At 72.0% G+C, this 26,019-nt stretch carries 27 protein-coding genes; 18 read left to right on the forward strand and 9 right to left on the reverse strand.

The features are described 5' to 3' along the window. Positions 1-57 precede the first annotated feature (57 nt). The 6 genes from OG617_RS13285 (at position 58) to OG617_RS13310 (ending at position 6,030) form a co-directional block, all read left to right on the forward strand. Positions 58-2,133, forward strand: a complete 2,076-nt coding sequence (locus OG617_RS13285) for a hypothetical protein (RefSeq protein ID WP_405101726.1) — start codon at positions 58-60, stop codon at positions 2,131-2,133. 115 nt (positions 2,134-2,248) lie between these two features. Next, entirely contained in the window at positions 2,249-2,698 is a 450-nt protein-coding gene (locus tag OG617_RS13290) for an NUDIX hydrolase (RefSeq protein ID WP_405101728.1), read from the forward strand. After that, the gene (locus OG617_RS13295) at positions 2,695-3,465 is read left to right on the forward strand and encodes a hypothetical protein (protein WP_405101730.1); all 771 of its coding nucleotides are present in this window, start codon (positions 2,695-2,697) and stop codon (positions 3,463-3,465) included. Before OG617_RS13290 ends, OG617_RS13295 begins: the two co-directional genes overlap by 4 nt. A gap of 81 nt (positions 3,466-3,546) precedes the next feature. Continuing rightward, on the forward strand, positions 3,547-4,278 hold the full coding sequence (locus OG617_RS13300; protein WP_405101732.1) for a sugar phosphate nucleotidyltransferase: 732 nt from the start codon (positions 3,547-3,549) through the stop codon (positions 4,276-4,278). After that, a complete protein-coding gene (locus OG617_RS13305; RefSeq protein ID WP_405101734.1) occupies positions 4,266-5,330 on the forward strand; it encodes an iron-containing alcohol dehydrogenase family protein in 1,065 nt (354 codons plus the stop codon). The genes OG617_RS13300 and OG617_RS13305 overlap by 13 nt, the downstream gene beginning before the upstream one ends. Continuing rightward, on the forward strand, positions 5,308-6,030 hold the full coding sequence (locus OG617_RS13310) for a CDP-alcohol phosphatidyltransferase family protein (RefSeq protein WP_405101736.1): 723 nt from the start codon (positions 5,308-5,310) through the stop codon (positions 6,028-6,030). The genes OG617_RS13305 and OG617_RS13310 overlap by 23 nt, the downstream gene beginning before the upstream one ends. A gap of 9 nt (positions 6,031-6,039) precedes the next feature. Here the strand turns inward: OG617_RS13310 and OG617_RS13315 are convergent, their stop codons facing one another. From OG617_RS13315 to OG617_RS13325, 3 genes are read right to left on the reverse strand one after another with little or no spacing between them, the layout of a single operon-like run. Continuing rightward, a complete protein-coding gene (locus tag OG617_RS13315) occupies positions 6,040-7,017 on the reverse strand; it encodes a tetratricopeptide repeat protein (protein WP_405101738.1) in 978 nt (325 codons plus the stop codon). Continuing rightward, a complete protein-coding gene (locus OG617_RS13320) occupies positions 7,007-9,265 on the reverse strand; it encodes a CHAT domain-containing protein (RefSeq protein ID WP_405101740.1) in 2,259 nt (752 codons plus the stop codon). The genes OG617_RS13315 and OG617_RS13320 overlap by 11 nt, the downstream gene beginning before the upstream one ends. 28 nt (positions 9,266-9,293) lie before the next feature. Beyond that, positions 9,294-9,623: an effector-associated constant component EACC1 gene (locus tag OG617_RS13325; RefSeq protein ID WP_405101742.1), complete on the reverse strand. Its 330-nt coding sequence runs from the start codon at positions 9,621-9,623 to the stop codon at positions 9,294-9,296. Positions 9,624-9,918: 295 nt separating this feature from the next. Here OG617_RS13325 and OG617_RS13330 point away from each other — a divergent pair, with 295 nt between their 5' ends. Then, positions 9,919-10,917 carry a tetratricopeptide repeat protein gene (locus tag OG617_RS13330; protein WP_405101744.1) on the forward strand — a complete coding sequence of 333 codons (999 nt, stop codon included), beginning with the start codon at positions 9,919-9,921 and terminating at the stop codon, positions 10,915-10,917. A gap of 340 nt (positions 10,918-11,257) precedes the next feature. Here OG617_RS13330 and OG617_RS13335 read toward each other — a convergent pair whose 3' ends face one another. Together OG617_RS13335 and OG617_RS13340 are read right to left on the reverse strand one after the other, a co-directional pair. Continuing rightward, a complete protein-coding gene (locus tag OG617_RS13335; RefSeq protein WP_405101746.1) occupies positions 11,258-11,452 on the reverse strand; it encodes a DUF397 domain-containing protein in 195 nt (64 codons plus the stop codon). 8 nt (positions 11,453-11,460) lie between these two features. Then, positions 11,461-12,288: a helix-turn-helix transcriptional regulator gene (locus tag OG617_RS13340; RefSeq protein WP_350880050.1), complete on the reverse strand. Its 828-nt coding sequence runs from the start codon at positions 12,286-12,288 to the stop codon at positions 11,461-11,463. 129 nt (positions 12,289-12,417) lie between these two features. Between OG617_RS13340 and OG617_RS13345 the strand changes: the two genes are divergently transcribed. Genes OG617_RS13345 through OG617_RS13360 form a run of 4 tightly spaced genes read left to right on the forward strand, consistent with a single transcriptional unit; the run spans position 12,418 to position 14,213 of the window. After that, complete coding sequence (locus OG617_RS13345) at positions 12,418-12,639, forward strand: hypothetical protein (RefSeq protein WP_405101748.1); 222 nt, start codon at positions 12,418-12,420, stop codon at positions 12,637-12,639. Continuing rightward, entirely contained in the window at positions 12,636-12,806 is a 171-nt protein-coding gene (locus tag OG617_RS13350) for a hypothetical protein (protein ID WP_405101750.1), read from the forward strand. Before OG617_RS13345 ends, OG617_RS13350 begins: the two co-directional genes overlap by 4 nt. After that, positions 12,793-13,995 (forward strand): helix-turn-helix domain-containing protein, encoded by a 1,203-nt coding sequence (locus OG617_RS13355; protein WP_405101752.1) that lies wholly within the window; start codon positions 12,793-12,795, stop codon positions 13,993-13,995. The genes OG617_RS13350 and OG617_RS13355 overlap by 14 nt, the downstream gene beginning before the upstream one ends. A 2-nt stretch (positions 13,996-13,997) precedes the next feature. Next, positions 13,998-14,213, forward strand: a complete 216-nt coding sequence (locus OG617_RS13360; RefSeq protein WP_405101754.1) for a hypothetical protein — start codon at positions 13,998-14,000, stop codon at positions 14,211-14,213. Positions 14,214-14,277: 64 nt separating this feature from the next. On the opposite strand, the gene OG617_RS13365 is transcribed toward OG617_RS13360, so the two are convergent. Then, complete coding sequence (locus OG617_RS13365; protein ID WP_405101756.1) at positions 14,278-14,736, reverse strand: RICIN domain-containing protein; 459 nt, start codon at positions 14,734-14,736, stop codon at positions 14,278-14,280. Positions 14,737-14,999: 263 nt separating this feature from the next. After that, positions 15,000-15,596 (reverse strand): hypothetical protein, encoded by a 597-nt coding sequence (locus OG617_RS13370; protein WP_405101758.1) that lies wholly within the window; start codon positions 15,594-15,596, stop codon positions 15,000-15,002. A 184-nt stretch (positions 15,597-15,780) separates the two neighbouring features. Between OG617_RS13370 and OG617_RS13375 the strand changes: the two genes are divergently transcribed. From OG617_RS13375 to OG617_RS13385, 3 genes are read left to right on the forward strand one after another with little or no spacing between them, the layout of a single operon-like run. After that, positions 15,781-16,386, forward strand: coding sequence for a winged helix-turn-helix domain-containing protein (locus OG617_RS13375; protein ID WP_405101760.1), 606 nt, complete (start codon positions 15,781-15,783; stop codon positions 16,384-16,386). Next, a complete protein-coding gene (locus OG617_RS13380) occupies positions 16,379-18,262 on the forward strand; it encodes a sensor histidine kinase (RefSeq protein WP_405101762.1) in 1,884 nt (627 codons plus the stop codon). The genes OG617_RS13375 and OG617_RS13380 overlap by 8 nt, the downstream gene beginning before the upstream one ends. Beyond that, positions 18,246-19,355: a hypothetical protein gene (locus tag OG617_RS13385; RefSeq protein WP_405101764.1), complete on the forward strand. Its 1,110-nt coding sequence runs from the start codon at positions 18,246-18,248 to the stop codon at positions 19,353-19,355. Before OG617_RS13380 ends, OG617_RS13385 begins: the two co-directional genes overlap by 17 nt. A gap of 41 nt (positions 19,356-19,396) precedes the next feature. Here OG617_RS13385 and OG617_RS13390 read toward each other — a convergent pair whose 3' ends face one another. Further along, a complete protein-coding gene (locus tag OG617_RS13390; RefSeq protein WP_405101766.1) occupies positions 19,397-19,882 on the reverse strand; it encodes a hypothetical protein in 486 nt (161 codons plus the stop codon). Positions 19,883-19,933: 51 nt separating this feature from the next. After that, entirely contained in the window at positions 19,934-21,196 is a 1,263-nt protein-coding gene (locus OG617_RS13395) for a glycosyltransferase (RefSeq protein ID WP_405101768.1), read from the reverse strand. Between the two features lie 24 nt (positions 21,197-21,220). Here OG617_RS13395 and OG617_RS13400 point away from each other — a divergent pair, with 24 nt between their 5' ends. The 4 genes from OG617_RS13400 (at position 21,221) to OG617_RS13415 (ending at position 25,967) form a co-directional block, all read left to right on the forward strand. Next, positions 21,221-22,081, forward strand: a complete 861-nt coding sequence (locus tag OG617_RS13400) for an Fpg/Nei family DNA glycosylase (protein WP_405101770.1) — start codon at positions 21,221-21,223, stop codon at positions 22,079-22,081. A 265-nt stretch (positions 22,082-22,346) separates the two neighbouring features. Further along, on the forward strand, positions 22,347-23,918 hold the full coding sequence (locus tag OG617_RS13405) for a sugar transferase (protein WP_405103672.1): 1,572 nt from the start codon (positions 22,347-22,349) through the stop codon (positions 23,916-23,918). Between the two features lie 40 nt (positions 23,919-23,958). Beyond that, the gene (locus OG617_RS13410) at positions 23,959-25,182 is read left to right on the forward strand and encodes a sensor histidine kinase (protein ID WP_405101772.1); all 1,224 of its coding nucleotides are present in this window, start codon (positions 23,959-23,961) and stop codon (positions 25,180-25,182) included. A gap of 23 nt (positions 25,183-25,205) precedes the next feature. Beyond that, complete coding sequence (locus OG617_RS13415; protein WP_405103674.1) at positions 25,206-25,967, forward strand: LytR/AlgR family response regulator transcription factor; 762 nt, start codon at positions 25,206-25,208, stop codon at positions 25,965-25,967. The last annotated feature ends 52 nt before the right edge of the window (positions 25,968-26,019 follow it).

Here is a 26,019-nt window from a genome sequence, read left to right on the forward strand (position 1 = left end):
GGCCGGTCGGGTGGAGGCATCCGCATCCTTATCTCCGCCGTTCATTCGGAGTTGCCCGTGGCTCGTATTCCCGCGCTCAGTCGCAGACCACTCGCGGTCCTGACCGCCGCCGCACTCACCGTCACCGGTGCCCTCGTCGCCAACCCCGCGCCCGCCGGCGCCGGCCACGCCACCGTGGTGGGCGCGGTCCCGTCCGGCCCAACGCCCGACATCGTGGACGGCACCGTCTTCGCCATCCACGACGCCGGGAGCAAGGTCGTCGTCGGCGGCTCTTTCACCGGGGTGGAGAACCGCGGCTCGGACGTGAAGATCGCGCGCAAGTTCGTGCTGGCCTTCGACAAGGCCACCGGCAACGTGGACACCGCGTTCGCCCCGGTGGTCGACGACGAGGTGCTGGACGTCCTCGCCGGCCCCACCGCCGGCACGGTCTACCTCGCCGGCAAGTTCAACACCGTCAACGGGACGAACCGCCGCAAGCTCGCCCTGGTCAACCTGTCCGACGGCAGCCCGGTCGCGAGCTTCCCCAACCTGGCGTTCAACGGCCTGGTCAACGACGTCGCCAAGGTCGGCAACCGGCTGCTGGTGGGTGGCATCTTCACCACCGCCGCCACCAAGCCGCGTGGGGGCCTCGTCTCGCTCAACGCCACCACCGGCGCCGTGGACGACTACCTGACCGCCACGCTGACCGAGCACCACAACTACGACGGGGTTAGTGGGGCGAGCGCGGGCGTCGGGGCCGAGAAGCTGACAGTCTCGCCCGACGGCTCCCAGCTCGTGGTGATCGGCAACTTCAAGAAGGCCAACGGGGTGCTGCACGACCAGGTGGTCCGGCTCGCCCTCGGCGCCTCCACGGCGACGGTCTCGGGCTGGAACACCAACCGCTACGAGCCGCGCTGCAACGCGAAGGCGTTCGACTCGTACGTTCGGGATGTCAGCTTCTCGCCGGACGGCCGGTACTTCGTCGTCGCCACCACCGGCAGCCCGTACAGCGGGACGCTCTGCGACGCGGTCGCCCGGTGGGAGACCTCCTCCACCGGCACGGCCGTCCAGCCGACCTGGGTCAACTACAGCGGCGGCGACACCTTCCTCTCCGTCGGCATCACCGAGCAGGCGGTCTACGTCGGCGGCCACTTCCGCTGGGTGAACAACACCTCCGCCACCAACTCGGCGTTCCCGGGTGCCGTCGCCCGGCCCAGCATCGCCGCGCTCGACCCGCTCAGCGGCCTGCCGCTGGCCTGGAACCCGGGCCGGCACCCGCGCGGCTACGGCGTGGCCGAGCTGCTGGTCACCCCGCAGGGCCTGTGGCTGGGCTCCGACCAGGAGTGGATCGGCAACTTCCAGTACCGCCGGGAGCGGATCGCGTTCTTCCCGCTCACGGGCGGCGCGGCCCCACACTCCACCGCCACCACCACCCTGACAGGCAACGTCTACTTCGCCGGGCCCGGCGCGACGAACACGATGCGCACCCGGGCCTACGACGGCCTCCGCGGGGTGAGCCTCTCCGCGACGGTCCCCAGCCCCGACGGCACCGCGTGGTCGGCGGTCCGGGGGGCGTTCTGGGTCGGCGGCACCCTGTTCTACGGGGTGAACGGCGCGCTGTGGCGGCGCACCTTCGACGGCACCACCTTCGGCACTCCCAAGCTGGTCGACCCGTACCACGACCCGCTGTGGGACAAGGTGGTGACCGACTCCGGGCCGGAGGGCCAGACGTACGCCGGCAACACTGTGAACTTCTACCCGGAGCTCCCGAACGTGACCGGCGCGTTCTACACCAACGGCCGGCTCTACTACACGCTGACCGGCCAGAGCGGCCTGTTCTGGCGCTGGTTCAGCCCGGACAGCGGCACCGTGGGCGCGGACAAGTTCACCGTGGCCGGCGCGACCGGCTTCGCCGACGCCGGTGGGATGTTCGTCTCCGGATCCAGCATCTACCTGGTCAGCCGCACCACCGGCAACCTCTCGTCGGCCGGCTGGGTCAACGGGGCGCCGACGGGTGGCTGGACGACGCGCAGCGGCCCCCTGGTCGACAGGGTCGACTGGCGGGCCGCGGCGGTCTTCACCGGCCCCGACAGCCCGAACCCGCTGCCGACGAAGCGGATTGCGGTCAAGCGGACGCTCACGCAGAGCCGCTGACCCGCGCCCGACGGCCCGGCCCCCGCGCGGGGGCCGGGCCGTCGGCGTTCCCGCCGGTGGCGTCCCTGGTCACCAGGCATCGCCCTACCCGGCCTCGGCTCGCTACTGTCGACGGGTGTCCACCGAGCCTCTCCGCTGCGCCGGCGCCCTGATCGTCGACGACGACGGCCGCCTCTTCATCCAGCGCCGGTCCCCGCAGCGGGTCCTGTTCCCCGGCACCTGGGACATCGTCGGCGGCCACCTGGAACCGGGCGAGGGGGTCGAGGACGCGCTGCGCCGGGAGGTCACCGAGGAGACCGGCTGGACCGTGTCGCACGTCCTCGGCCCGGTCGGCGAGTACCGCTGGACCGGCGCCGACGGGCTGGACCGGATCGAGAGCGACTTCCTGGTCCGGATCGACGGCGACCTGGGCCGCCCCCGGTTGGAGGTGGGCAAGCACACGGAGTTCCGCTGGCTGGCCGAGCGGGACGTCGCCCTGCTGGACGAGCGCCGCGACGCCAACGACGGGCTGATCCGGCGGATCGCCGAGGACGCCTTCGCGGCCCTGCACTCGATCGGTCTGTGAGCGAGGACGTCGAGCTCGCGCCGCACCGGTTCGCCGGGCTGGTCGCCCCGGCGGTCGACCGGGTCTTCGTCGCCGGCATCCTCGCCGGCCGCGACGGGGGCGGCGAGGAGCTGAGCCAGAGGTACGGCGGGCCGGCGGCCACCGGCTTCCTGGTCGAGTTCCGCACCCGGCTGGCCGCGCCGGGCGGGACCGTCGACCCGGCGGGCTTCGCCGCGGTGACCAGGTACCGGGACCCGGGGTCCTGCCAGCGGGCGCTGGACAAGCAGGTCGCCTACGGCATGCTGCACCGACGTCCCGACGGCTGCTTCTCCGCGACGGAACGCGGGCAGGCCTTCCTCGCCGAGATCTACCAGGTGCACGCCGAGGTGACCGAGGAACTGTGGGCCGGGCACGACGACCGGGTGGTCCGGCTGATCGAGGCGCTCGGCCGGCTGCTCACGTACGCGATGGTGGCCGCCGAGGAGGAGCCGGGCTCAGCCGGCGACGCGTTCGCCGTGGTGGCGCCCCCGCACGAGCCGGACGGCGCCCCGCCGGGGGTGCTGCTGCTCAACCGGCTGGGCACGCTGCGCTACCACCGGGCCGACGCGCACGAGGCGGCGTGGACGGCTGCCGGGCACTCCGCGCTCAGCGTCACCGAGCTGACGGCCGGCCCGGAACGGCTGGCCATCGAGCAGGAGACGGACCGGCGGGCGGCGGGCCCGTACGTGGTGCTGACCGCCGAGGAGCGGCTGGCCGTGCTCGCGGACCTGGCCGCGCTGCCGGGGTGAACCCCCGGTTGACGGCGGGCGTGATCCGTCCCGGCGCTATCCTCCACCGGTGACCTGGAGTCGTACGAGGGAGGCGGTTGCATGATCGGGATGGTTCTCGCAGCCGGTGCGGGGCGTCGACTGCGCCCGTACACCGACACCCTGCCCAAGGCGCTGGTGCCGGTGGACGGTGAGACCACCATCCTGGACATCGCGCTGCGCAACCTCGCCGAGGTGGGGCTGACCGAGGTGGTGATCGTCGTCGGGTACGCCGCGGAAGCGGTCGTCTCCCGCCAGGCGGAGCTGGAGAAGCGCCACGGCGTCACGATCGCCCTCGTGCACAACGACAAGGCCGAGGAGTGGAACAACGCGTACTCGCTCTGGCTGGCCCGGGAGCACTTCGCCCGGGGCGTCCTGCTGGTCAACGGCGACACCGTGCACCCGGTGAGCGTGGAGAAGACCCTGCTGGCCGAGCGCGGCCCGGGCATCCTGCTCGCGGTGGACACCATCAAGCCGCTGGCCGAGGAGGAGATGAAGACCACCTTCGACGCTGCCGGTCAGCTCACCCGGATCACCAAGCTGATGGACCCGGGCGAGGCGTACGGGGAGTACATCGGCGCGACGCTGATCGAGCCGCAGGTGGCCGACGCCCTCGCCGACGCCTTGGAGACGACCTGGCGGCGGGACCCGAACCTCTACTACGAGGACGGCTACCAGGAGTTCGCCGACCGGGGCGGGGAGGTGCGGGCGGCGCCGATCGGCGACGTCTCCTGGGTCGAGGTCGATAACCACGACGACCTGGCCCGGGCGTGGGAGATCGCGTGCCGCTGCTAGCCCGCACGGTGCTCACCCCGCTGCACATCGACGTGCGGCGGGGGGCGGTGGCGGACCTGGCCGCGATCCTGGCCGACGGCCGGATCTCCTCCGGCGGCGACGTGGCGGTGGTGGTCGGCCCAGGCCAGGGCACGCAGATCGCCGAGCTGATCCGGCCGTCGCTGCGCTCGGCGGACGTGTTCACCGTCACCGGGGGCACCCTGGACGCCGCCGACGACCTGGGCGGCAAGCTGCGCGCCCGCTCGTACGACGCCGTGGTCGGCATCGGCGGCGGCAAGACCATCGACGTGGCGAAGTACGCGGCCACCCGGCGCGGCCTGCCGATGGTGACCGTGGCGACGAGCCTGGCCAACGACGGCATCGCCTCCCCGGTGGCCAGCCTCGTCAGCGATGGGATCAAGGGCTCATACGGGGTGCACATCCCGATCGCGGTCATCGTCGACCTGGACTTCGTGGAGGCCGGCCCGGAGCGGCACAACCGGGCGGGCATCGGTGACGTGGTGAGCAACATCAGCGCGCTGGCCGATTGGGAACTGGCCCGCCAGGTCCGGGGGGAGCCGGTCGACGGCCTGGCCGCCTCGCTGGCCCGGATGGGCGCCGAGGCCGTGCTCGCCCACCCCGGCGACATGACCGACGACGCGTTCGTCATCGTCCTCGCCGAGGCGCTGATCTCCAGCGGACTGGCGATGGCGGTCTGCGGCAGCAGCCGCCCGGCCAGCGGCGGCTGCCACGAGATCATGCACGCGGTGGACGTGCTCTTCCCCGGTACCGCCTCGCACGGCGAGCTGGCCGGGCTCGGGGCACTGTTCTGCACCTGGCTGCGGGGAGACCTGCGCCGGTTCCGGGAGATGTCGGCCTGCCTGGCCCGGCACGGCCTGCCCCGGCTCCCCGCTGACGTGGGGCTCAGCGACGACCAGTTCGTGGAGGCGGTGCAGTTCGCGCCGCGGACCCGGCCGGACCGGTACACGATCCTGGAGCACCTGGCGATGTCGCCTTCCGAGACGCGGGAGCGGCTGGCAGACTACGCCGGTGCAATCCGCGACCTTGGCTGAGCCGTCCCGCCCCTCCGTAGCCGACTTCCACCGGGTCAACCGGGGGGGTGGCCTGTTCAGTGAGTCGATCAGCCAGTGGCTGGGCGCGGTGTTCGCGCTGGTCGCCCAGCGTCTCGGGATTCGCCCGACCGCGGTGTCCATCGCCAACCTGGTGCTCGGCCTGGCCACGTCGGTGACCGTGGTGGCCCTCGCCGGCCGGGTCGCCGCCGGTGACGTCCCGGCCTGGGTGGTCGGGTTGGCCGCGCTGGTCGGCTGGCAGGTCGCGTACGCCCTGGACTGCGCCGACGGGCAGCTCGCCCGGGTGACGGGGCAGGGCAGCGCGGCCGGGGCCCGGGTGGACGTGCTCTGCGACGTGGCCGCCCAGATCGCCCTGGTGGCCGCCCTGTCCGCCACCGCAGTGGCGCAGCACCCGGAGACGCCGAGCTGGCTGGTCGCCGTCTTCGCGGGCACCTGGATGGTCAACCTGGTGACCTCGGTGATGCAGTCCGGCCCGAACGCGGCCAGCATGGTCACCTCGACCTCGCTGCCGGTACGCCTGGTGAAGCTGATCCGCGACTACGGCGCGGTGATCTTCGTGGCCGGCCTGGTGCTGGCGTTCGCCCCGGCCCTCGTCCTCTGGGTGATCGTGGCGTTCACAATCGTCAACGGCGGCTTCCTGCTGGCCAGCATCGCCTTCTCGGCCCGCGCCTCCATGCGCTGACAGCCGTCATCACGACCCCGCGGGCGGTTCGGATCCGTGCTCTTCCGCGCGTTGTCGGCGGAGTTGTTCGAGGACGGCGGTGTCGGCGTCGAGGCCGGGGTGGTCGACCTGGCGGTCCAGGTCGACGACGTGTTCGAGTTCCTGGATCGCCTGGTCGAGGTCACCGCCCGCCCGATGGGCCATCGCGATGTTGTACCGGGTGATGGCTTCGCCGGCCCGGTCGCCGACCTCCCGCCGGATGGGGAGCGCCTGGCGGTAGAAGTCGAGAGCCCGCCGCCGGTCCCCCAACCCGACGTGCACACCCCCGATGTTGTTGAGGGTGGTGGCTTCGCCGGCCCGGTCGCCGACCTCCCGCACGATGGGCAGCGCCTGGCGGTAGAAGTCGAGAGCCCGCCGCCGGTCCCCCAACCCGACGTGCACGGACCCGATGTTGTTGAGGGTGACAGCTTCGCCGGCCCGGCCGCCGACCTCCCGCAGAATGGGCAGCGCCCGGTGGTAGAAGTCGAGAGCCCGCCGCCGGTCCCCCAACCCGACGTGCACGGACCCGATGTTGTTGAGGGTGGTGGCTTCGCCGGCCCGGCCGCCGACCTCCCGCAGAATGGGCAGCGCCTGGTCGTAGAAGCCGAGAGCCCGCCGCCGGTCCCCCAACCTGCCGTGCACGTGGCCGATGTTGTTGAGGGTGGCGGCTTCGTTGCCGTGGTCGCCGGCCTGCTGGTACATGGTCAGGGCCTGCTGGTAGTCCTCCAGCGCCGGCCGGGGCTGGCCGGTCGACGACCGTGCCCAGCCACGGTCGTAGAGGGCGCTGGCGTCCGGGCCCAGGGTCAGGGTCGCGGTGGCCATGGCCTCGACGGCGGCGAACCGGGAGGTACGCAGCCACACCCGGCACACCCGGGCACCGGTGTCCCGGGCGATCGCCGCCTGCCGGCCGGCGACAGCGAGCCGATGCACCTCGACCCACCGGACGAGGGTCAGGGGGTCAGTGGCCATCGGGGGCGGTGGGGTCGAGGACCCAGAGTCGGTGGAGGGACTGTGCGGCGGCAGCGCATGCCTCGGTGTGTTCGTCGTTGGTGATCAGGGGGCGGACGAGGGGGTGCAGGACGTTGGAGACGTAGTAGCGGGGCTGGCGGGTTTCGGGGTCGGTGCCCTCTTCGAGCAGGCCCAGTTGAACGGCCCGCTGGATGTGCCGGGCGGCGTCGGGGTGTTGGTGCAGGGCGTGGACGGTGGCGGTAGGTACGGGTAGTTCGACGACGTTGATTCTGGCGAGCATGCGGCGGAGTTCGAGGGGCTGGGAGTCGAGCAGATTGTCGGCCAGGACGGTCTCGCGGCGGAACCGGTCGGTTTCGTTCTCGATGGCGGTGAGCAGGCCGTCGATGTCGAGGTTGGGATCGTCGACGATCCGGTTGAGCCAGTCGAGCAGGCGGGGGTTGCCGGCTGCGGCCTCGATCGCCCGGTCCCGGATGGCGGGGTCGATCGTGGATTCGGGGCGCAGGTTGGCCAGGTTCGCGATCTTCTTGCTCTGCTCGACGGGGGTAAGGGTCACCAGGGCCTCGACGGCGACGGTGGTGCCGGCCGGGGCGGGGAAGCGGTAACGGCTGGTGATGATGACACGACTTGGGCTGCCGGTGTCGCGGATAGCGGTGAGTAGGGCGGGCAGGATGTCGGCCATCGCCGGGGCGAGCACACGGCTGCCGTCGTCACGCGCGTCGAGGTTGCCGGCTTCGAAGTCGTCGAACACGAACAGGAAGGGTGTCCCGCCGAGTGGCCCGTCGGCGTCGAGCAGGTGCCGCAGCCGGATCAGGAGGGGGATCTGTTCGTTGTCGAGGAGTTTGGTGGCCTCGATGGTCTGTTCGACCCTGTTGAAGCGGATCTTGCTGGTCAGCTCGCGGAACTTGATGGCGTCGACGTGGCCGTACCAGACGGCGTACTGGTGGGTGGGCATGCGTTCCAGGAGCCGGGAGGCGAGGCTGCTCTTGCCGAGCCCGCCCATGCCGGCCAGCAGCAGGCCCTGCGCCGCACCGGGGGTGTCGGCGGGTTGCCTGAGGGTGCGCAGGCAGCGCTGGATGAGCCGACGCCGGCCGACGAACTCGGCGCGGGACGCGACCCGGGACAGTTGGGTCTGTGGGTCCAGGAACTGCTGATCGGCGGCGCGTACCTGCGACCGTCTGCGGCCTTTGGTGTGCAGCGACGTGACCATGGGCGCCAGCGGGGACCGGTCGGCGTAGACCCGGAGCAGATGCCAGTAGCTGCTCTTCTTGTCGCGGAACAGGTGGCGGCGGGCCTCGACGACGGCCTGGTCCAGCGACCGGCCGTCGGCCAGGGCCTGGTAGAGAGCGGCGGCGAAATCGGTGGCGGAGACGTCCCCGACCGGCAGCGCCCAGCCGAGCACTGCGGGGGCACCAGCCTGGACCAGGCTTTCGCTCATCGATGGGAACACCCCACCGTCAGGGGCGTCAGCGGTGAGGCAGCCGGAGACGAACACCAGCCTCGGCCAGTGTCCCTGCATCGCCTGGGCGATCTGATCGGCCGTCGCCCTGGCGATCACGCCGAACTCGTCTTCCACCACGAAGACCGGCTCCCCGCCGTCGGTGGTGGCATGCCCGCTCAGGTGCAGCACGTCGAAGTGGCCGGGCCCGTAGTCGCGGCTGAGGAACCGGAGCCCTTCCAGGGTGCCGCTCTCCTCGACCACCAGATCGGTGCCGGTCCGTCGGGTCGCCGCCAGGATCGCGGCCTCCTCGGCCTCGAAGTTGAGCACCGGCTCGACACCTTCGGGAGAAGCTGCCATGAACAGCACCCGCAACGGCCGGTTGCCCGGCTCGACGAGGCCGGTCAGCGCCGCGTGGGTGCCGACCGCACGGACCGGCAACAGCGGTGCCCGCCCGGCCACGGTCAGGAACGTGCCCTGCTGAGCGAGTAGTTCCCAGGGCAGGTGCCGCAGCCGCTGCTCGGCGGTGATCCGCAGCACCGCCCCGTCGGGATGGGCCACGATCGGGGTCAGCCACCGCTGGTCGCCGTCGAGGAACTCCGCCAGCCGCGCCCCCAGCTCAGCCAGCCGGACCGCGCCGTACACCTTCTGTGCGCCAGCGTCACTGCTGTAGTCACGCCGCACCAGCGTGATCAGCTCATCGACCGCAGCCCGGTCCAGACCACGCGTCCGGGGCGGCTCGCCATCGGCGGCCAGCCGCAGCTCGTAGTAGTTGGAGGTCTGCGCGAAGACCTCCAGTTCGAAGGTGGTCATCTGCCCATCCCGTTTTGGTGGCCGGTGATCAGTGCTGCCCGGTGCCGTCCTGCCGCATGGCGATCTCCAGCCGCGCCTGGCTGCCCTCGGTCAGCTCGATCCGGGTGCCGTCAGGCAGCAGCACCGTGACCGCAGCACCGTCCCGGCGGCGGGAACTCCACCACTCGGTGATCGTCTTGGCCACCTCGACCCCGGAGAACACCAGCCCGATCACCGCGATCACCATCTCTGCCGACCGCTGCACCTGCACCGGCGACACACTGTCGTCCGGCCCCACGGCCGCGGCCAATACAGCCCGCAGCTCTGCGGCCCACCGCGCGGCCTGAGCCCCGGAAACCTCCACTGTGGCGCTGCTCATCGCCCACACCCTCCCCCGCTGTGGCTGGTCAAGCCGGCCCAGGACCGCCTGCGTCTGGCCCAGGCCAGGCAATCGGCGGCGGGCCATGGCGGCCACTGTACGTTTCATTCGCGTACCGGGCCCGGTCGGTAGACCAGGCTCATGTGACGAGTTTCCGACTCACTGACCGCATCCCGGCCATCGTGGGAAGAACAATGACGACCAACGCACCCGCCCCACACCGGTGCCGTGGTCCGGCTCTCGGCAAGCGCCGAGTCGGCAGCCGGAGCAGCAGGAAGAACGAGGTGGCTCGGGCATGGAGGATCCAGAACCGTCGCGACCGCATCCCCTCAGCCTCGCTGCGACGGCCACCGTCACCCGACACGTGGAGGTGCATCGGCTCGCTGTCGCCGGCCGGCAGGCGGCGATCGCCCGGGACACCGGCGCCCGGGTGTGCCGGGTGTGGCTGCGTACCTCCCGGTTCGCCGCCGTCGAGGCCATGGCCACCGCGACCCTGACCCTGGGCCCGGACGCCAGCGCCCTCTACCAGCGTGGCTGGGCACGGTCGTCGACCGGCCAGCCCCGGCCGGCGCTGGAGGACTTCCACCGGGCCCTGACCATGTGCCAGCAGGCCGGCGACCACGGCAACGAAGCCGCCACCCTCAACAACATCGGAGGTGTGCACGACGGGTTGGGAGACCGGCAGCAGGCTCTCGACTTCTACCACCAAGCACTCCCCATCGTGCGGGAGGTCGGCGACCGGGCCGGCGAAGCTGTCACCCTCAGCAACATCGGCCACGTGCACGCCGGGTTGGGGGAACGGCGGCGGGCTCTCGACTTCTACCACCAAGCACTCCCCATTCTGCGGGAGGTCGGCGACCGGGCCGGCGAAGCCACCACCCTCAACAACATCGGCCACGTGCACGACGGGTTGGGAGACCGGTGGCAGGCTCTCGACTTCTACCACCAAGCACTCCCCATCCGGCGGGAGGTCGGCGACCGGGCCGGCGAAGCCACCACCCTCAACAACATCGGGGGTGTGCACGACGGGTTGGGGGAACGGCGGCGGGCTCTAGACTTCTACCACCAGTCGCTCCCCATCCGGCGGGAGGTCGGCGACCGGGCCGGCGAAGCCATCACCCGGTACAACATCGCGATGGTCCACCGGGCGGGCGGTGACCTCGACCAGGCGATCCAGGAACTCGAACACGTCGTCGACCTGGACCGCCAGGTCGACCACCCCGACCTCGACGCCGACACCGCCGTCCTCGAACAACTCCGCCGACAACGCGCGGAAGACCAGGAATCCACATGAGATAGGTCCGCCAGATCAATCTGATGGACCCATCAGAGACAGACCTAGACCTGTCCCACGTACGGGAGGGAACGGATCCGCGTCTGCGGTACGGAGGGAACGTCAACCGCACCTCGTCGCGGGAGTTCTTCGAACAGCGCCGGCAGGCATACACGCCGAGAGCCGCCGCTTTCATGGTCAACCTGGCCTCGGGACGTCGTCCGCGCGGTCGCCTCTGCCCGGTTCGTGGAGCGCACCGACGACCAAGTCCCGCCACCGGGCGCGCCCGGCCAGGTGCAGCCGCCCGATCCCGGGCTCGTCCCGGCGGCCGGGCACGAGGTCAGCGCCCCTTGGGGTGACGCTAGTTGTTCTTCAGGGAGTCGATGAAGCCGTGCCAGCCGTTAGCGTCGAAGGCCAGCACGGGTCCGTTCGGGTCCTTACTGTCCCGGACGGCCACCCCGTCGCGGAGGTCGGCCACCTCGACACACGCGCCGCCGTTGCCGTCGCTGCGGGTGGACTTCCGCCACACCACGCTGGTGAGGTCCGGATTCGTCATGTCAACCTCTACTTCATCTCGTCGGCGATGCGCAGGACGAGCCCGCGCGACTCCGCCGGCCCCAACGCCGCAGCCCGGAGACGGTCCCAGTGCCGATTGTAGGCCCGGACCGCCTCGGGACTGTCGAGGTAGTCCGCGTCCGTGAACGTCTCCAGGTAGACGACGTCCGACGCGACTTCCTCCCCGAAACGGAGGATGATGAAGTTGAACGAGGAGACCACGTAGGTCTCGGCATCCAGCGGAAACACCTGGATGGTGACGTTCGGGCGGTTGGCGAGAGTGGCGATCTGGGATAGCTGCTCCCGCATGGTCTCCCGATCGCCGAGGTTCCGCCGGAGCGCGGACTCGCTGAGGATGAAGTTCAGTTCCGGCCCGTCCAGGCGATCGATGACCTTCTGTCGTTCGAGGCGAACTTCAACCTGCTGCTCCACGTCCTCCCTGTCGATGATCGCCCGGATGTAAGGCTCGGTCTGGAGGATGCCGGGGATGACCTCGGATTGGTACCAGCGGATCTCCGCCGCGTCGGCCTCCAGGTCGAGGTACTGCCGGAACCAGTCCGGCACCACGTTCCGGTAGCCGCTCCACCGCCCCCGTTGCCGTCCGGCGCGAGCGAGGTCCCGTAGCGGCTCGGCTTCCTCCCCGGTCACCCCGTAGAAGTCGAGCAGCAGCTTCAAGTCGGTCAGCCGGATGCCGGACTGGCCCAGCTCCAGCCGGCTGACCTTGCTCGACGCCGAGTCGATGACCTCTGCGGCCTCTTCCTGGGTCTTGCCTGCCGCCTCGCGGGCGCGCTTGAGGGCGTTGCCGAGGCGACGCCTCTGGATCGTCGGGGTGACCATGCGGCGAGTATCCCGCCCCTGCCGCCACCCGCCCGGCGACACGCCGTGAGTTCCCAAATCAGGATCGCCTCGCTAGCCTACTTTTCTGGACTCCTAATTTGAGGAACCAGAGGTCCTTCGGGAGGACTCATGGCTCGGCATGCGAAGAACCCGACACACCCCGGCCTGCTGCGCTGGATCTGGCCGTTCGAGCCCCGTCGCACAAAGCCGCTCGACCATCTCGGCCCGGCGACCATCCATCCGACGCGACCAGCGGCATACCGGGCCATCGGCGTAGCCCGGGTGACCTACCTGCCGGAACGGCCGTTGCCGGTCCTCGCGGGGAAGCACCGGGCGGGGTGCTGGTCGTGACGGCGCGGCGGAAGCCCGAGCGCGAGGACCGAGGCGAGCAGATCCAGGCGGCGGAACGGGAGGCCGCGCGGCAGCGGATCCTCGCGCAGGCCGAGGCGGACCGGATACCGGCAGAGGAGACGACGCGAGCGCTGCCGGATCGGCGGTGGCGGCGTGGACAGCAGTGATCTGCTGCCGGTCGGTCGGCGGGTGGCGTACTGGCGGGGGCGACGGAAGTTGTCGCAGCAGGTGTTCGCCGACCGGCTTGGCAAGTCGAAGTCCTGGGTCGACAAGGTCGAGCGGGGTGTCCGGTCGCTGGACAAGGTGTCGACGTTGCGGGACATCGCAGCTGCTCTACGGATCGATACCGCCGTGTTGCTCAGCCGGGACGTTCAACCCGCCGCAGTAGCCGAGCGGGCCGAGGGAGTGGAGCGGATTCGGGAGGCCCTGTCGACGTACGAGATCGCTTTGGGTCGGCCACCGGCCCGCCGTGTTGTTCTGCCGGCCGACCGGTTGGCCCGGGATGTCGAGCACGCGTGGGTCATGTTTCAGCATGCCCGGTATCCGCAGGTGATCGCCGTGGTGCCCGGCCTGCTGGCCGGCGTGCAGCGTGTCGTCGCCGACGACTCCGGGTGGGGTCGCCCGCTGCTGGTGGAGGTGTATCGGCTGGCCGCGTCGTTGGTGGTGAAGCTCGGCGAGGTCGATCTGGGCTGGCTGGCCGCAGATCGGGCGATGGCTGCCGCGACCGGCGATCCTGTGTTGGTGGCCGCCGCTGCGGTGCAGCTCGGCCAGGTGTTCCGCGCTTCGGGGCGGGCGCGGGCGGCGCTGTCGGCGACGCTGGCCGCCGCGTACCGGATCGCACCGCCTGATCCGGGGGACGGTAGCCCCGGCGCGTTGTCGTTGTGCGGGACGTTGCTCGTGCAGGCCGCCCTGGCGGCGGCCCGCCGGGGCGACGACCACGCCACCGCCGAACTCCTCGACGAGGCCGCCGGCATGGCCGCCCGGGTGGGAGACGGCCACGATCATCACCGGACCGCGTTCGGGCCGACGGCGGTCGACCTGGCCCGTGCCGCCGCAGCCCTCGACCTGGGCGACGCGAGCGAGGCGGTTGCCTGGCACGAGAGGACGACCAAGCGGGACGCCTGGCGGTGGCTACCAGTGGAACACCGGGCGGCGCACCTGGTCGATGCCGCCCGCGCTTACGCCCAGGCTGGTGACCCGGTCGGCGCGGGCCGCGTGTTGGTCGATGTCGACCGGATGGCACCGGCTGAGGTACGCCACCGTCCGGCCGCCCGGGAGGTGCTCGCCCAGGTGGCCCGCGACCCGCATGCCCCGGCCACGATCATCCGACTCGCCGCCGCCCTCGGGGTGACCTGAGCATGACCGCGCCGTTCCTGTCGTTGGCCCAGATCCGCAACCGGCTGATCCTCACCGCCCGAGCGGTCCTCCGCGACCACCGGACCGGCCCGGACGGCCGCTGCCGGGTCTGCCGGCGCCCGCACTGCCCGGTGTCGACCGCCGCCCGCAACGTCATCCGTGCCGCCTCTGCTCCCCGCGCAGCGGAGGAGCAGGCAGCGAACGACGAACTGTCGTAGCCGAACGGGCCGGGCCCGACGGTTTCCCGCCGGGCCCGGTCGATGGTGTACGTGTCGTCGAGGATCAGCTGTAGACGCCCCAGTACTGGCCCGAGTTGGGGCCCAACTGCCCAACGTGTCCGCCGTTCACCGGGGTGGCGTCCAGGCGGCTCAGCCGCAGGCCGCTCTTGTGGTTCTTACGCAGGTAGCCCTCCTGGGACCAGCCTTGCTCCAAGGCACCGTAGACACAGGTCACCTGGACGGCGTGGGCGCCCGCCGCGATGCTGCCGCCCTCGATCGAGAGGCATTTGCCGCTCTTGGCGTTGACGAGCTGAGCGGACCCGTCCCAGTCCCAGCGCTGCTCGGCGCCACCATTGCAGGTCGCGACGATGACGTGGGCGCCATTGGCCACGCTGGCGCCGGCGACCGCCAGGCACAGGTCGTAACCAGTGGGACGAAGCGTGAAGCCGCTGGCGACGGCGGCCTGCGCCGGTGCGGCCGTGGACAGCAGAACAAGGGCGGCGGCGGCAAGGGCGGTCGCCACCCTACGGCTCTTTTTGAACACAGTTGCCTTTCGATGAACGGGCCGCGCCGGGACAGCCGGCACGGGTCGCGCGTCGAGACTTCTGGCCAGCACGGAGGCATTCATGCCACCCCTTGGACTGGCTGGTTGGCAGCGGCCTTTCGGACGGAACCATGATCAATATAGCGCCGGGGGGGCAAAGCCGGGCAACGTTGTTTCCAGCTCGACAGACACCGTCTGCACCACCGGCACGCCGCGCACCCCTGATGTTGCGCAGGATGGACCTATTTCCTACCACCAAAGACCTTGAGCGTGCACCGGTCCTGGAGGGCCTCGACGTCGATGCCGCTGTCGCCGTCCTGGTCGTCGTAGGTCCACTCGCCGGGTTTGGTGGTGGACACCTTCAGGCCGTTCTTACGCAGGCACTGGACCATCTCCTTCCACTGCTCCGCGTATCTCGGGTTGGTCTTCTCATCCAGCTCGACCGGGGGCAGCGGCTTCTTCGGCTGGCACTTCTCGTGGGCGGCCTTCGGCGAGCCCTCCACGTCGAGCATCCGGTTGCTGGTGCCGATCTGTGGGCCTGGGTCAGTCAAGTCCTGGCCGCCGTTGGCGAACATGCAGGTCTTCCACACCTCCCAGAGACGGGCTTCCTCGGCGTCCGTGGTGTCCAGGCGAAGCCGGACGCCGGTGTCGGCGACCTGCGCGGCGGCCTTGGCACCGTCCTGCGCGGCAGCCTTGGCACCGTCCTGAGTGGCGGTCGGCGGCGGGGCGTTCTGCGGGGTGGCAGCGTCCGGGGTGGCAGCGTCCGGGGTGCCGGCGCAGGCGCTGAGGAACAGGATCGCGGCGATGGGGACGGCGACAGGCACGAGTTTCCGTAACATGGCCGGAATCCTGGCGGGCACTTGTCAGAGACCTGTTGTCATCCGGTAGTGGTCCTGTTCGCCGCCGTCTTCGTCGGCCACACGCACCTAGACTCGCCGCCGTGAAGGCGTACCTGCTGATCGCCGAGGACGACCCCAACAGGCCGAGCTGCTCCGGCGTTACCTGGAGTACGAGGGCCACACCGTGGCCGTGGTCGCGGACGGCCGGGCGGCGCTGGACGAGGTCCGCCGCCGGCCGCCCGATCTGCTAATTCTGGACGTGATGATGCCACGGGTCGACGGGCTCGACGTCTGCCGCATCCTGCGCCGCGACTCGGACCTGCCGGTGCTCATGGTCACCGCCCGCAGCACCGAGGACGACCTGCTGCTCGGCCTGGACCTGGGCGCCGACGACTACCTGACCAAGCCGTACAGTCCGCGCGAGCTGGCCGCGCGGGTCCGGACGCTGCTGCGCCGGACCCGGACTGCGGCAGCCCCGCCGGCCGAGCCGTCGCTGCGAGTGGGCGACCTCGTGCTCGATCCCGTACGCCACGAGGTTTCCGTCGCAGGAACCCCGATCGTCTGTACGCCGGGGGAGTTCCACCTGCTCAAGACGTTCGCCGCAGAGCCAGGCCGGGTCTTCACCCGCGATCAGCTGCTGCGCCGGCTGCACGGTATCGACTCGTACATCACCGGTCGCACCGTCGACGTGCACATCATGAACCTGCGCCGCAAGATCGAGCCGGACCCGCGCCAACCGGTCCGGCTGCTGACCGTGTACGGCATCGGCTACAAGATGGCCGATGGCTGAGCGCCGTCGGCGCAGCAGCCTGCTGGTCCGGCTGCTCGCCGTCTCCGTGGTGGTGACCGTTCTGTCGATCACCGCGACCGCCTGGCTGGCCGTGCGCGACACGACCCAGGCCATCGAGGAGGAGCGCGGCCAAGCGCTCGCGGACGACGCCAAGATCTACGACGCGCTGCTCGGCCACGCCGCCACCCATCAGGACTGGGCGGACGTGCTGCCCCTCGTCGGCTCGCTCGCGGCCACCACCGGGCGCCGGATCGTGATCACCGATCGGGACCGTACGCCGCTGGCCGCCTCCGCCGCAGGCGCGCTGCCGGAGCGTGCCTCCGCGGCCGTCGACCCACTCGGCGTCGAAACCGGCCTGGCGGGGACGGCGGCGGCGGACGGTATCGACGCGCGGGCGGTCGGGCCGTACCGGCTGCCGGACGCCGAGCGGGCCGCGCTGCGGGCGGACGCCGAGCGCGTCCGTTCCTGCCTCAACGGGCCGACCAAGCCGGAGGAACCGCCGGTCGCCGCGCCGCCGAGGCCGCAGGGCGCGCCGGAGGAGCACCGGCCGGTCGGCGACGTGGACATCGACATGACGCCGAGCGGGCGGCCCCGGATCGAAGCGCTCGGCACCGACCCCAGCCTGTACCAGCGGTGCCAGGAAGAACTCGACCGGCTGGCCAGGCCGACCGCGACCGAGCGCACGGCGCTGGATCAGCTCGACGACCTGGTCAACGCCTGCCTGGGACGGCAACTGCTGCCGCCGGTCCGGGCCGGCCTGGACGGGGTGTGGACGCCGCTCGGCCGCACCGGCCTCAACGGTGTCACCCGCGACTATCGCGTCGCCGTGAACGGCTGCCTCTCCACGGCCCGGCGCGACCAGCTCGCCGGCTACGTCGCCCCGCCCGCGCTGCTCTTCGTCACCCAGCCGGGCACCCCGGCACCCGTCGGCGGCTTTGACCTGTCGCCCGCCAACCGGCTGCGGATCTTCGGGGTGGCCGGGCTGGTGCTGCTCGTCGCGGTCAGCGTCACGGTGTTGGTCGGCATGCGCCTGGTTCGGCCGCTGCACGCGCTCACCGCCGCCGCCGGCCGGATGCGCGATGGCGACACCACGGCCCGGGTCGAGGTCACCGGCCGCGATGAGATCGCCCGGCTCGGCGACGCCTTCAACGCCATGGCCGAGCAGCGCCGGCACGTCGAGGAGCTGCGCCGGGACATGGTCGGCGACATCGCGCACGAGATGCGTACACCGGTGACCAACATTCGTGGCTGGCTGGAGGCCGCCGAGGACGGCGTCGTCGCGTTGGACCGGGAGCTGGTCACCTCGCTGCTGGAGGAGGCGATGCTGCTCCAGCACGTCATCGACGACCTACAGGACCTCTCCGCGGCAGACGCGGGAGAGCTGCGGCTGTACCCACATCGCATCGAGGTGCCGGAGCTGCTGCACGCCGTCGCGGATGCCTTCGCCCCCGCAGCCGAACGCGCCGGGGTGGCGCTGGCGGTTGCCGCGATGCCCGGCACCCTCACCGCCGACCCCATCCGGCTCCGGCAGGCGGTCGGCAACCTGGTCACCAACGCGATCCGGCACACACCCCCCGGCGGCCGGATCACCCTCTCCTCCCGGACGGAGGGGGAGCGGGTGGTCGTCGCGGTGTCCGACACCGGGCCGGGAATCCCGGAGGACGAGCGGGCCCTGGTCTTCGAGCGTTTCTGGCGCGCGGAGAAGTCGCGCAGCCGGCAGACCGGTGGCAGCGGTCTCGGCCTCGCCATCGTCCGCAAAATCGCCGAGGCGCACGGCGGCACGGCGACCGTCTCCGGAGCACCCGGCTCCGGCGCTGTCTTCACTCTCCATCTTCCACACACCCACGACGGGAGTATCGATGCTCACGAGCGGTAAACGCCGGATCGCCCTGGTGACTGCGGCGGCGGCCCTCCTGGCCGGCGCGGCGGTCGCCTCCGTACGTTGGCAAGGCCACGAGGCCGAGGCGTCCGTGCACCACCAGGTCGGCGTCGCCGAGTACCGCCTGGGCGACTCCGCCTTCACCGACCGGCCGGACTGGCCGGGCACCAGCGAGCTGACGGCCGTCGTGCACTACCCGAAGGGGCTGCGCGGGCGGGCGCCGCTGATCGTGCAGCTGCACGGCCAGCAGTACGCGTGCGCGACCGACGAGGACACCGGCTGGCCGTGCCCGCCCGGCGTGCAGCCCGTGCCGAGCTACCGAGGTTACGACTACCTCGGCGAGGCGCTCGCAGGGCGCGGCTTCGTCGTGGTGTCGCTCAGCGCCAACGGAATCAACGCGGGGGTGGGCACCGCGCCGCAGCGGGCCAGGCTGATCAACCGGCACCTGGCGATGTGGCAGCGGCTCTCCGCGAACGGCGACGGACCGCTCGCCGGGAAGTTCCGCAACCCGGACACCGGCGCGAAGGACCCGGTCGACTTCCACGGCCGGGTCGACCTGAGCCGGGTCGGCACCATGGGCCACTCAGTCGCCGGGCAGGGCGTGATGTGGCAGGCGTCCGACAAGCACCGCGGCGACTGGCCGGCCGGCGTGACGGTCCGGGCCGTGGCCGCTGTCGCCTCCGTCTACTTCGAGGAAACGCCGGGCGACGTGCTGGTCACCAAGATCCCCTTCACTGTGCTCGGCGCCACCTGCTGGCGCGGCGGCGAGGAATACTACGAGCGGGTCCGGGGCCTCAACCAGGTTCCCGTCTACACCGCGTCGGTCCAGGCCGGCAACCACAACTTCTTCAACACCGTGTGGTCGCCGTCCAGCGGCGAGTTCGGCTCCAGCGACGACAGCGACTGCCCGGAGGACCCGAACCGGCCGAACGAGGAGAGTCAGCGCGCGTTCGCGGTGGCGTATCTGACCGCCTACTACGAGCGGACGCTGCGCGACGACCGCAGGTATGAGGACATGCTCACCGGAGCCCGCCCGTTCGAGGTGTCCGGCGTGAGCGCGAAGATCGAGCACCAGCCTGCGGTCCGGTAGTTACGCCCGGAGCAGCTCCACCAGGACGACAACGGCCCCGGCTAGGCGTCCTCGGCCTCGCTGAGGTCCTCCACCCGCACCGGCCGGTCCCGGTCGAACGTGACGATGATCCCGTACGGGTCGCAGATCGGCATGCTGCCCTCCGCGAACCGCAGATCCCACTCGTCGCCGGTGCGGAACGTCAGTTCCGGCTCCGACAGCGGCAGTTCATGCGGCTCCGACGCCTCGTACGCCGCCACGTCGTCCATCCTCAGCCCGAAGAGCCCCGGGTCCGCCAGCAGCGAGGCCCGCAGGTAGGCCAGCGCCGCGTGTACGTACCCGTCGAGGTTCTGCACGACGCCGCGGATCAGGCCGGGATCGATGCCCTCCGGGAAGTCCGGCTCGCCGCGCTCCCGCACCACGTAGACGCGCACCTCCCGCCCGTTGGCCCAGCGCACTGCCGGCGCGTCCGTCCCCCAGCACCGGATGCCCTGCGGCGCGTCGATCACTTCGAAGGGCGGCAGCCCCTCCACCGTCACCACGCTCATACGTCCCCCCGACTCCGTCCGAGACACCGCCGCCCCCGCGAGCGAGGTGACTTAGCGGGGCGGTCGGACGAGGGAGGCGTACACGTCGATGAGCTGCCGCGTGACCACGTCGGGGTGGAAGGTGCGGTCGTAGCGGGCCCGGGCGGCCGGGGCGAGCCGCGCCGCGCCCGCGCGGGCCACCGGCAGCGCGGCGGCCATCGCGGCCGGCTCCGGGGCCACCACCCAGCCCGCCTCGCCCACCTCCACGCCGGTGGGCAGCGCGACGCGGCCCTCCCCCGGCGCGGCGGTGGCGACGGCCGCCGGGCCGGTGCCGGCGGGCTCGCGCGGGGCGTCCGCGCCGAGCAGGTACGGGATGCCGCCGAGGGCGGTGCCGAGCACTGGCCGCCCACTGGCCAGCGCCTCGATGATCACCGTGGGCAGCACGTCGTGCCAGGTGGAGGCGGCGATGATCACCGCGCTGGCCTCGATTGCCGCGCGCACCCCGGCGCGGTCCAGCGAGCCGAGGTACGTCACGTCGGCGCGTTCGGCGGCGGCGGCCTCGGCCAGCGGGCGCAGCTCGCCGTCCCCGGCGATGCGCAGCGGGCCGAGCGATCCGTCGGCATGCCGCCGCCAGGCGTCCAGCAGCAGGCCCAGCCCCTTCTCCGGGGAGAGCCGCGCCATGTAGAGGAAGCCGTCGCCGAGCGGCGCGGGCGCGCCCGGGTCGGGGATGCCGTTCGGCTTCACCACGATCCGGTCCGCCGGGACGCCGTAGTCGCGCAGGTGGTCGGCGACCGCCGAGGTGAGCGCGACGAACCGGTCCACCGACTTCCAGGTGCCCCGGTGCACGGCCAGCGTGGTCGCCATCAGCGCGCTCTGCGCCCGCGACCCCCGGTAGCAGCGGTGCACGATCGCCGGCACGCCGAGCGTCCGCCCCCGGCAGTCCTGGCAGATCATGCCGTCCCGGAAGTACAGCCCGGAGGAACAGACCTGCCGGTAGTTGTGCACCGTCTGCACCACCGGCACGCCGTGCTTGTGCGCGGTCCGCACCACCCAGGGCGAGAGCAGCGGGTACGGGTTGTGCAGGTGCAACACGTCCGGCCGGTGCTCGGTGATCAGCCGGCTCAGCTCCTGCTGGGCCCGGGGGGCGTAGATCGGGGAGACCGGCAGCAGCGCCTTGGCCGTCCTCGGCATGGTCGGGATCTCGTCGGAGCTGCGCAGGAACGGCAGCACCTCGACCCCGGCCGCCGCGAGCTGGGCGATCTCCGCGTCGACGATCGTGTTCTCGCCGGAGGGCTGAGCCTCCCGGTACCGGTTGTGCGCCACCACGACTCTCACGGGAAAGAAGGCTACCGTTGGCTGATGCCTGAACTTCCCGAGGTGGAAGCGCTCGCCGGCTACCTGCGGGAGCGCGCCGTCGGGCGGCGCGTCGACCGGGTCGAGGTCGCCGCGATCAGCGCCCTGAAGACGTACGAGCCGGCGCCGGCCGCCGTGTCGGGCCGTACGGTGACCGACGCCCGGCGGTACGGCAAGTTCCTCGCCGTGGTCCTCGGCGACGACCTGCACCTGGTGGTGCACCTGGCCCGGGCGGGCTGGCTGCACTACCGGGAGTCGTTCCCCTCCGGCGGGCCGTTGCGCCCCGGCAAGGGGCCGATCGCCCTGCGGGTCCGGCTCGACGACGGCTCCGGCTTCGACCTGACCGAGGCGGGCACCCAGAAGAAGCTGGCCGCGTACCTGGTCACGGACCCGGCGGCGGTGCCCGGGGTGGCGAAGCTCGGCCCGGACGCGCTCGCCGCCGGCCTGGCCACCTTCGCCGGCCGGCTGCGCAGCCGGCGGGGGCAGGTCAAGGGGGTGCTGACCGACCAGACGGTGCTGGCCGGGGTGGGCAACGCGTACTCCGACGAGATCCTGCACGCCGCGCGGCTGTCCCCGTTCGCGCTGTCCGACCGGCTGACCGACGAGCAGGTCGCCGCCCTGCACGAGGCGACCGGCCGGGTGCTGGGCGACGCGGTGTCCCGCTCACTGGGACAAAAGGCTGCGGAGTTGAAGGGCGAGAAGCGGTCCGGGCTGACCGTGCACGCCCGGACGGGGCTGCCCTGTCCCATCTGCGGCGATACCGTGCGGGAGGTCTCGTTCGCCGATTCCAGCCTCCAGTACTGCCCCACCTGTCAGACCGGCGGCAAGCCACTCGCTGACCGTCGGTTGTCTCGCCTCGTACGGTGAGTGATGGCGCAGGGTGGTTACGGAGTGGAATCGCCGGGCGAGCGCCGATCCTCCCGGTCCGCGCCTCTACCGGGGCCGCCATCCATCGGTATAGTGGCTCGGTCCCCGGCTTTCGCACCTGAGGTGGAGCCGGCCGGATCCCACGCGGCACACCGGGCGAGAAGTCCCTAGGGTCTACGTCCGGTGCGGGCCCCGCGTGGGAAACTGAACGGTGGGCGACCCGAGCCCTCACTGCGAGTGAGCGGCGCGCGTCATGCGGGAGGACATGGGTGAGGTGACGACAAGCCTCCAGCGCCCGGTAACCAACGAAGGCCGGAGCGAACTCGTGCGGCACGTGGACAGCTTCGAGATCCAGCCGCCGACACCGCCGTCACACAACGGCGTGCCTCGGTCGGCCTGGGCCCGGGCCCGCCGACGCGTCTCCCGCTGGCACCGCCCCTACACCGTCGCCCTCCTGCTGATCGACTTCGCCGCCGTGGTGCTGGCCGACTGGATCGCCCAGGAGGCCTTCGGGCAGGCGCGGGCGGGCTTCTACAAGGCGCAGGAAGACCCGACCTGGTTCTACACGGTGGCGTTCGTGCTGCTGCCGCTCGGCTGGCTGGTCAGCCTCTGGGGCAACCGGGCCTACGACCGGCGATACCTGGGCCTCGGGCCGGACGAGTTCAAGCGGGTCATCCGGGCCGGGGTGGCGGTGGCCGCCACGGTCTCCTTCATCGCCTTCGCCACCAAGACCGACCTGTCGCGGTTCACCGTCGGTTTCGCCCTGCTCGGGGCATTGGTGCTGACCCTGCTCGGCCGGATCCTGGCCCGGTTCACGCTGCACACGGTCCGCCGCCGGGCCGGCCAGGCCGCGCACCGGATGGTGCTGGTGGGCACGCTCCCGGAGTGCCTGGAGGTCTACACGGCGGTCACCCGCAACCCGAGCGCCGGGCTCATGCCGGTGGCCATCCACATCACCGACGGGTACGCCGCCGCCCGGGGCATGCAGACCCCGGTCCCGGTGTACGCCGGCCGGGACGTCCTCGCCCTGGTCCGGGAGGTCGGCGGCGACACGATCGCGGTCTGCGGCTCGGCCAGCGCGGAGCCGGGCGAGCTGCGCCGGCTGGCCTGGCAGCTTGAGGGCTCCGGCGTCGACCTGGTGGTGGCCCCCCAGCTCACCGACATCGCCGGCCCCCGGGTGCACATCCGCCCGATCGAGGGGCTGCCGCTGCTGCACGTCGAGGAGCCGACGCTGTCGGGCCCGGCGCTGCTGGTCAAGAACCTGATGGACCGGGTCGCCGCCGGGCTCGGCCTGCTGCTGCTCGCCCCGGTCTTCCTGGCCGTCGGGGTCGCGATCCGGCTCTCCGACCCCGGCCCGGTCTTCTTCCGCCAGCCCCGGGTCGGCCACGAGGGCCGCACGTTCCGGGTGTGGAAGTTCCGCACCATGTACGTCGACGCCGAGGACCGGCTGGCCGGCCTGGTCGACCAGAACGAGACCGACGGCATGCTGTTCAAGATGAAGCAGGATCCCCGGGTCTTCCCGGTGGGCCGCTTCCTGCGGGCCTCCTCCCTCGACGAGCTGCCCCAGTTGATCAACGTGCTCTGGGGCGAGATGTCCCTGGTCGGTCCGCGCCCGCTCCCCGCCGACGACGGCGACTTCCTCGGTGACGTGCGCCGCCGGCTGCTGGTCCGGCCGGGCATGACCGGGCTGTGGCAGGTCTCCGGCCGCTCCGACCTGTCCTGGGACGAATCGGTCCGACTGGACCTCTACTACGTCGACAACTGGTCCCTGGCGTACGACCTGAGCATCCTGTGGCGCACGGTGGGCGTGGTGCTGGCGAGCAAGGGCGCGTACTGACGGGCTTGGCGTAGCAGGCGGGACAGGCCAGGATCGCTGCGTGGGTGGCAACATATCGGCCGTCGTCGGCGTGGTCTCGCTCGGCACCGCGCTGGCCGCGGCGCTGTACGCGGTGGTCCGGCTGCGCGCCCGGCGGGGCATCGCCACCGCCACCCAGCGGGCCACCTACGAGGTGCTGCACACCGCCGGGCTGGCCGCCGAGCCGCTGCGGGCCGGCCTGAGCGCGGCGGGCGCGGCGAAGGCCGTACGCCACCTGCGGGCCCTGGTCGGGGCGGCCGGGCTGGCCCTGACGGACCGGGAGGCCCTGCTCGCCCTCGACGGGCGCGGGACGCACCACACCGACCAGCTCGTCGCGGCGGCCCGGCGGGCGGTGTCCGGCGGGCGGTCGACCGTGCTGGGGGAGCCGGAGCTGCACTGCGACCGGGTCGACTGCCCGGTCCGGGGCGCGGTGGTCGCCCCGTTGCGCGCCGACGGCCGGGTGGTCGGGGCGCTGGTCGCGGTCGCCGACGGCCCGCCCGCGCCGGGGCTGGTGCAGGCCACCCTGGAGACCGCGCACTGGGCCGGCAACCAGCTCGCCCTGGCCGAGCTGGACGCCTCCCGGGAGCGGCTGGCCAGGGCCGAGGTGCGCGCGCTGCGCGCCCAGATCAGCCCGCACTTCATCTACAACGCGCTGACCGCGATCGGCTCGTTCGTCCGGACCGACCCGGAGCGGGCCCGGGAGCTGATCCTGGAGTTCGCCGAGTTCACCCGGTACTCGTTCCGCGCGCACGGCGAGTTCACCACCCTGGCCGAGGAGCTGCGCTCGATCGACCGGTACCTGACCATCGAGCGGGCCCGGTTCGGCGACCGGCTCCAGGTCCGGTTGCAGATCGCCCCGGAGGTGCTGCCGGTGACGCTGCCGTTCCTGTGCCTCCAGCCGCTGGTGGAGAACGCCGTCCGGCACGGGTTGTCCCGCAAGCCCGGCACCGGCATGGTGAGCATCGAGGCCCGGGACGCGGGTGCCGAGTGTCACATCACGGTGGAGGACGACGGAGTGGGCATGGACCCGACGACGCTGACCGCCGGGATCGCCGAGCTGGCCGGGGCCGGCAGCGACCCGACCGACGACCCGGGCCAGCACGTCGGGCTCTCCAACGTCGACGAGCGGCTCCGCTCGGCCTTCGGGGACCGGTTCGGCCTGGTCGTCGAGACCGGCCTCGGCTCCGGCACGAAGGTGAGCATGCGGGTGCCGAAGTTCCACCCCGGCGTGCGGGCGGGCTCGTGAGCGAGCGGCCCGGCCCCGCCGGCCTGGCCACCGGCGCCTTCCTCCGGGTGCTGGCGGTCGACGACGAGCCGCCGGCGCTGGACGAGCTGGCGTACCACCTGCGGGCCGACCCCCGGGTGGCCCGGCTGCACACGGCCGGGGACGCCACGGAGGCGCTGCGGGTGCTCCGCGACGGCGACGTGGACGTGGTCTTCCTGGACATCCGGATGCCCGGGCTGGACGGCATGGAACTGGCCAGGGTGCTGCGCCGTTTCGCCCGGCCCCCGGCGATCGTCTTCGTCACCGCGTACGACGACGGCGCGGCGGACGCCTTCGACCTGGGCGCGACGGACTACGTGCGCAAGCCGGTACGGGCCGAGCGGTTGGCCGAGTCGCTGCGCCGGGTGGTCGGCTCCCGGGTCGTGCCGACGCACCCGGCGGCCCTCGCGCGGGCGGAGGAGGACCCGACGATCCCGGTCGAGCTGGCCGGCACCACCCGGATGCTGCCCCGCTCGGCGGTGCGCTGGGTGGAGGCGCAGGGCGACTACGCCCGGCTGCACACCGCCGACGGTTCGCACCTGGTCCGGGTCTCGCTGGCCACCCTCGCCGAGCGCTGGGCGGACGCGGGATTCGTGCGCATCCACCGGTCGTACCTGGTGCAGTTGAAGCTGATCGCCGAGCTGCGCCTGGTCAACTCCGGCTACGTCGTGGTGCTCGACGGCACGGAACTGCCGGTGAGCCGGCGGCACACCAGGGAGCTGAAGGACAAGCTGGTCCGCGCGACCAAGCAGGACTGGAACCGCTGAGCCGGGAACAACCGAAACGCCGCCGTACGTTGTACGGTATACGTACGACTCC

The sequence above is a fragment of the Micromonospora sp. NBC_01412 genome (assembly GCF_045040215.1).
GTDB lineage: Bacteria > Actinomycetota > Actinomycetes > Mycobacteriales > Micromonosporaceae > Micromonospora > Micromonospora rubida.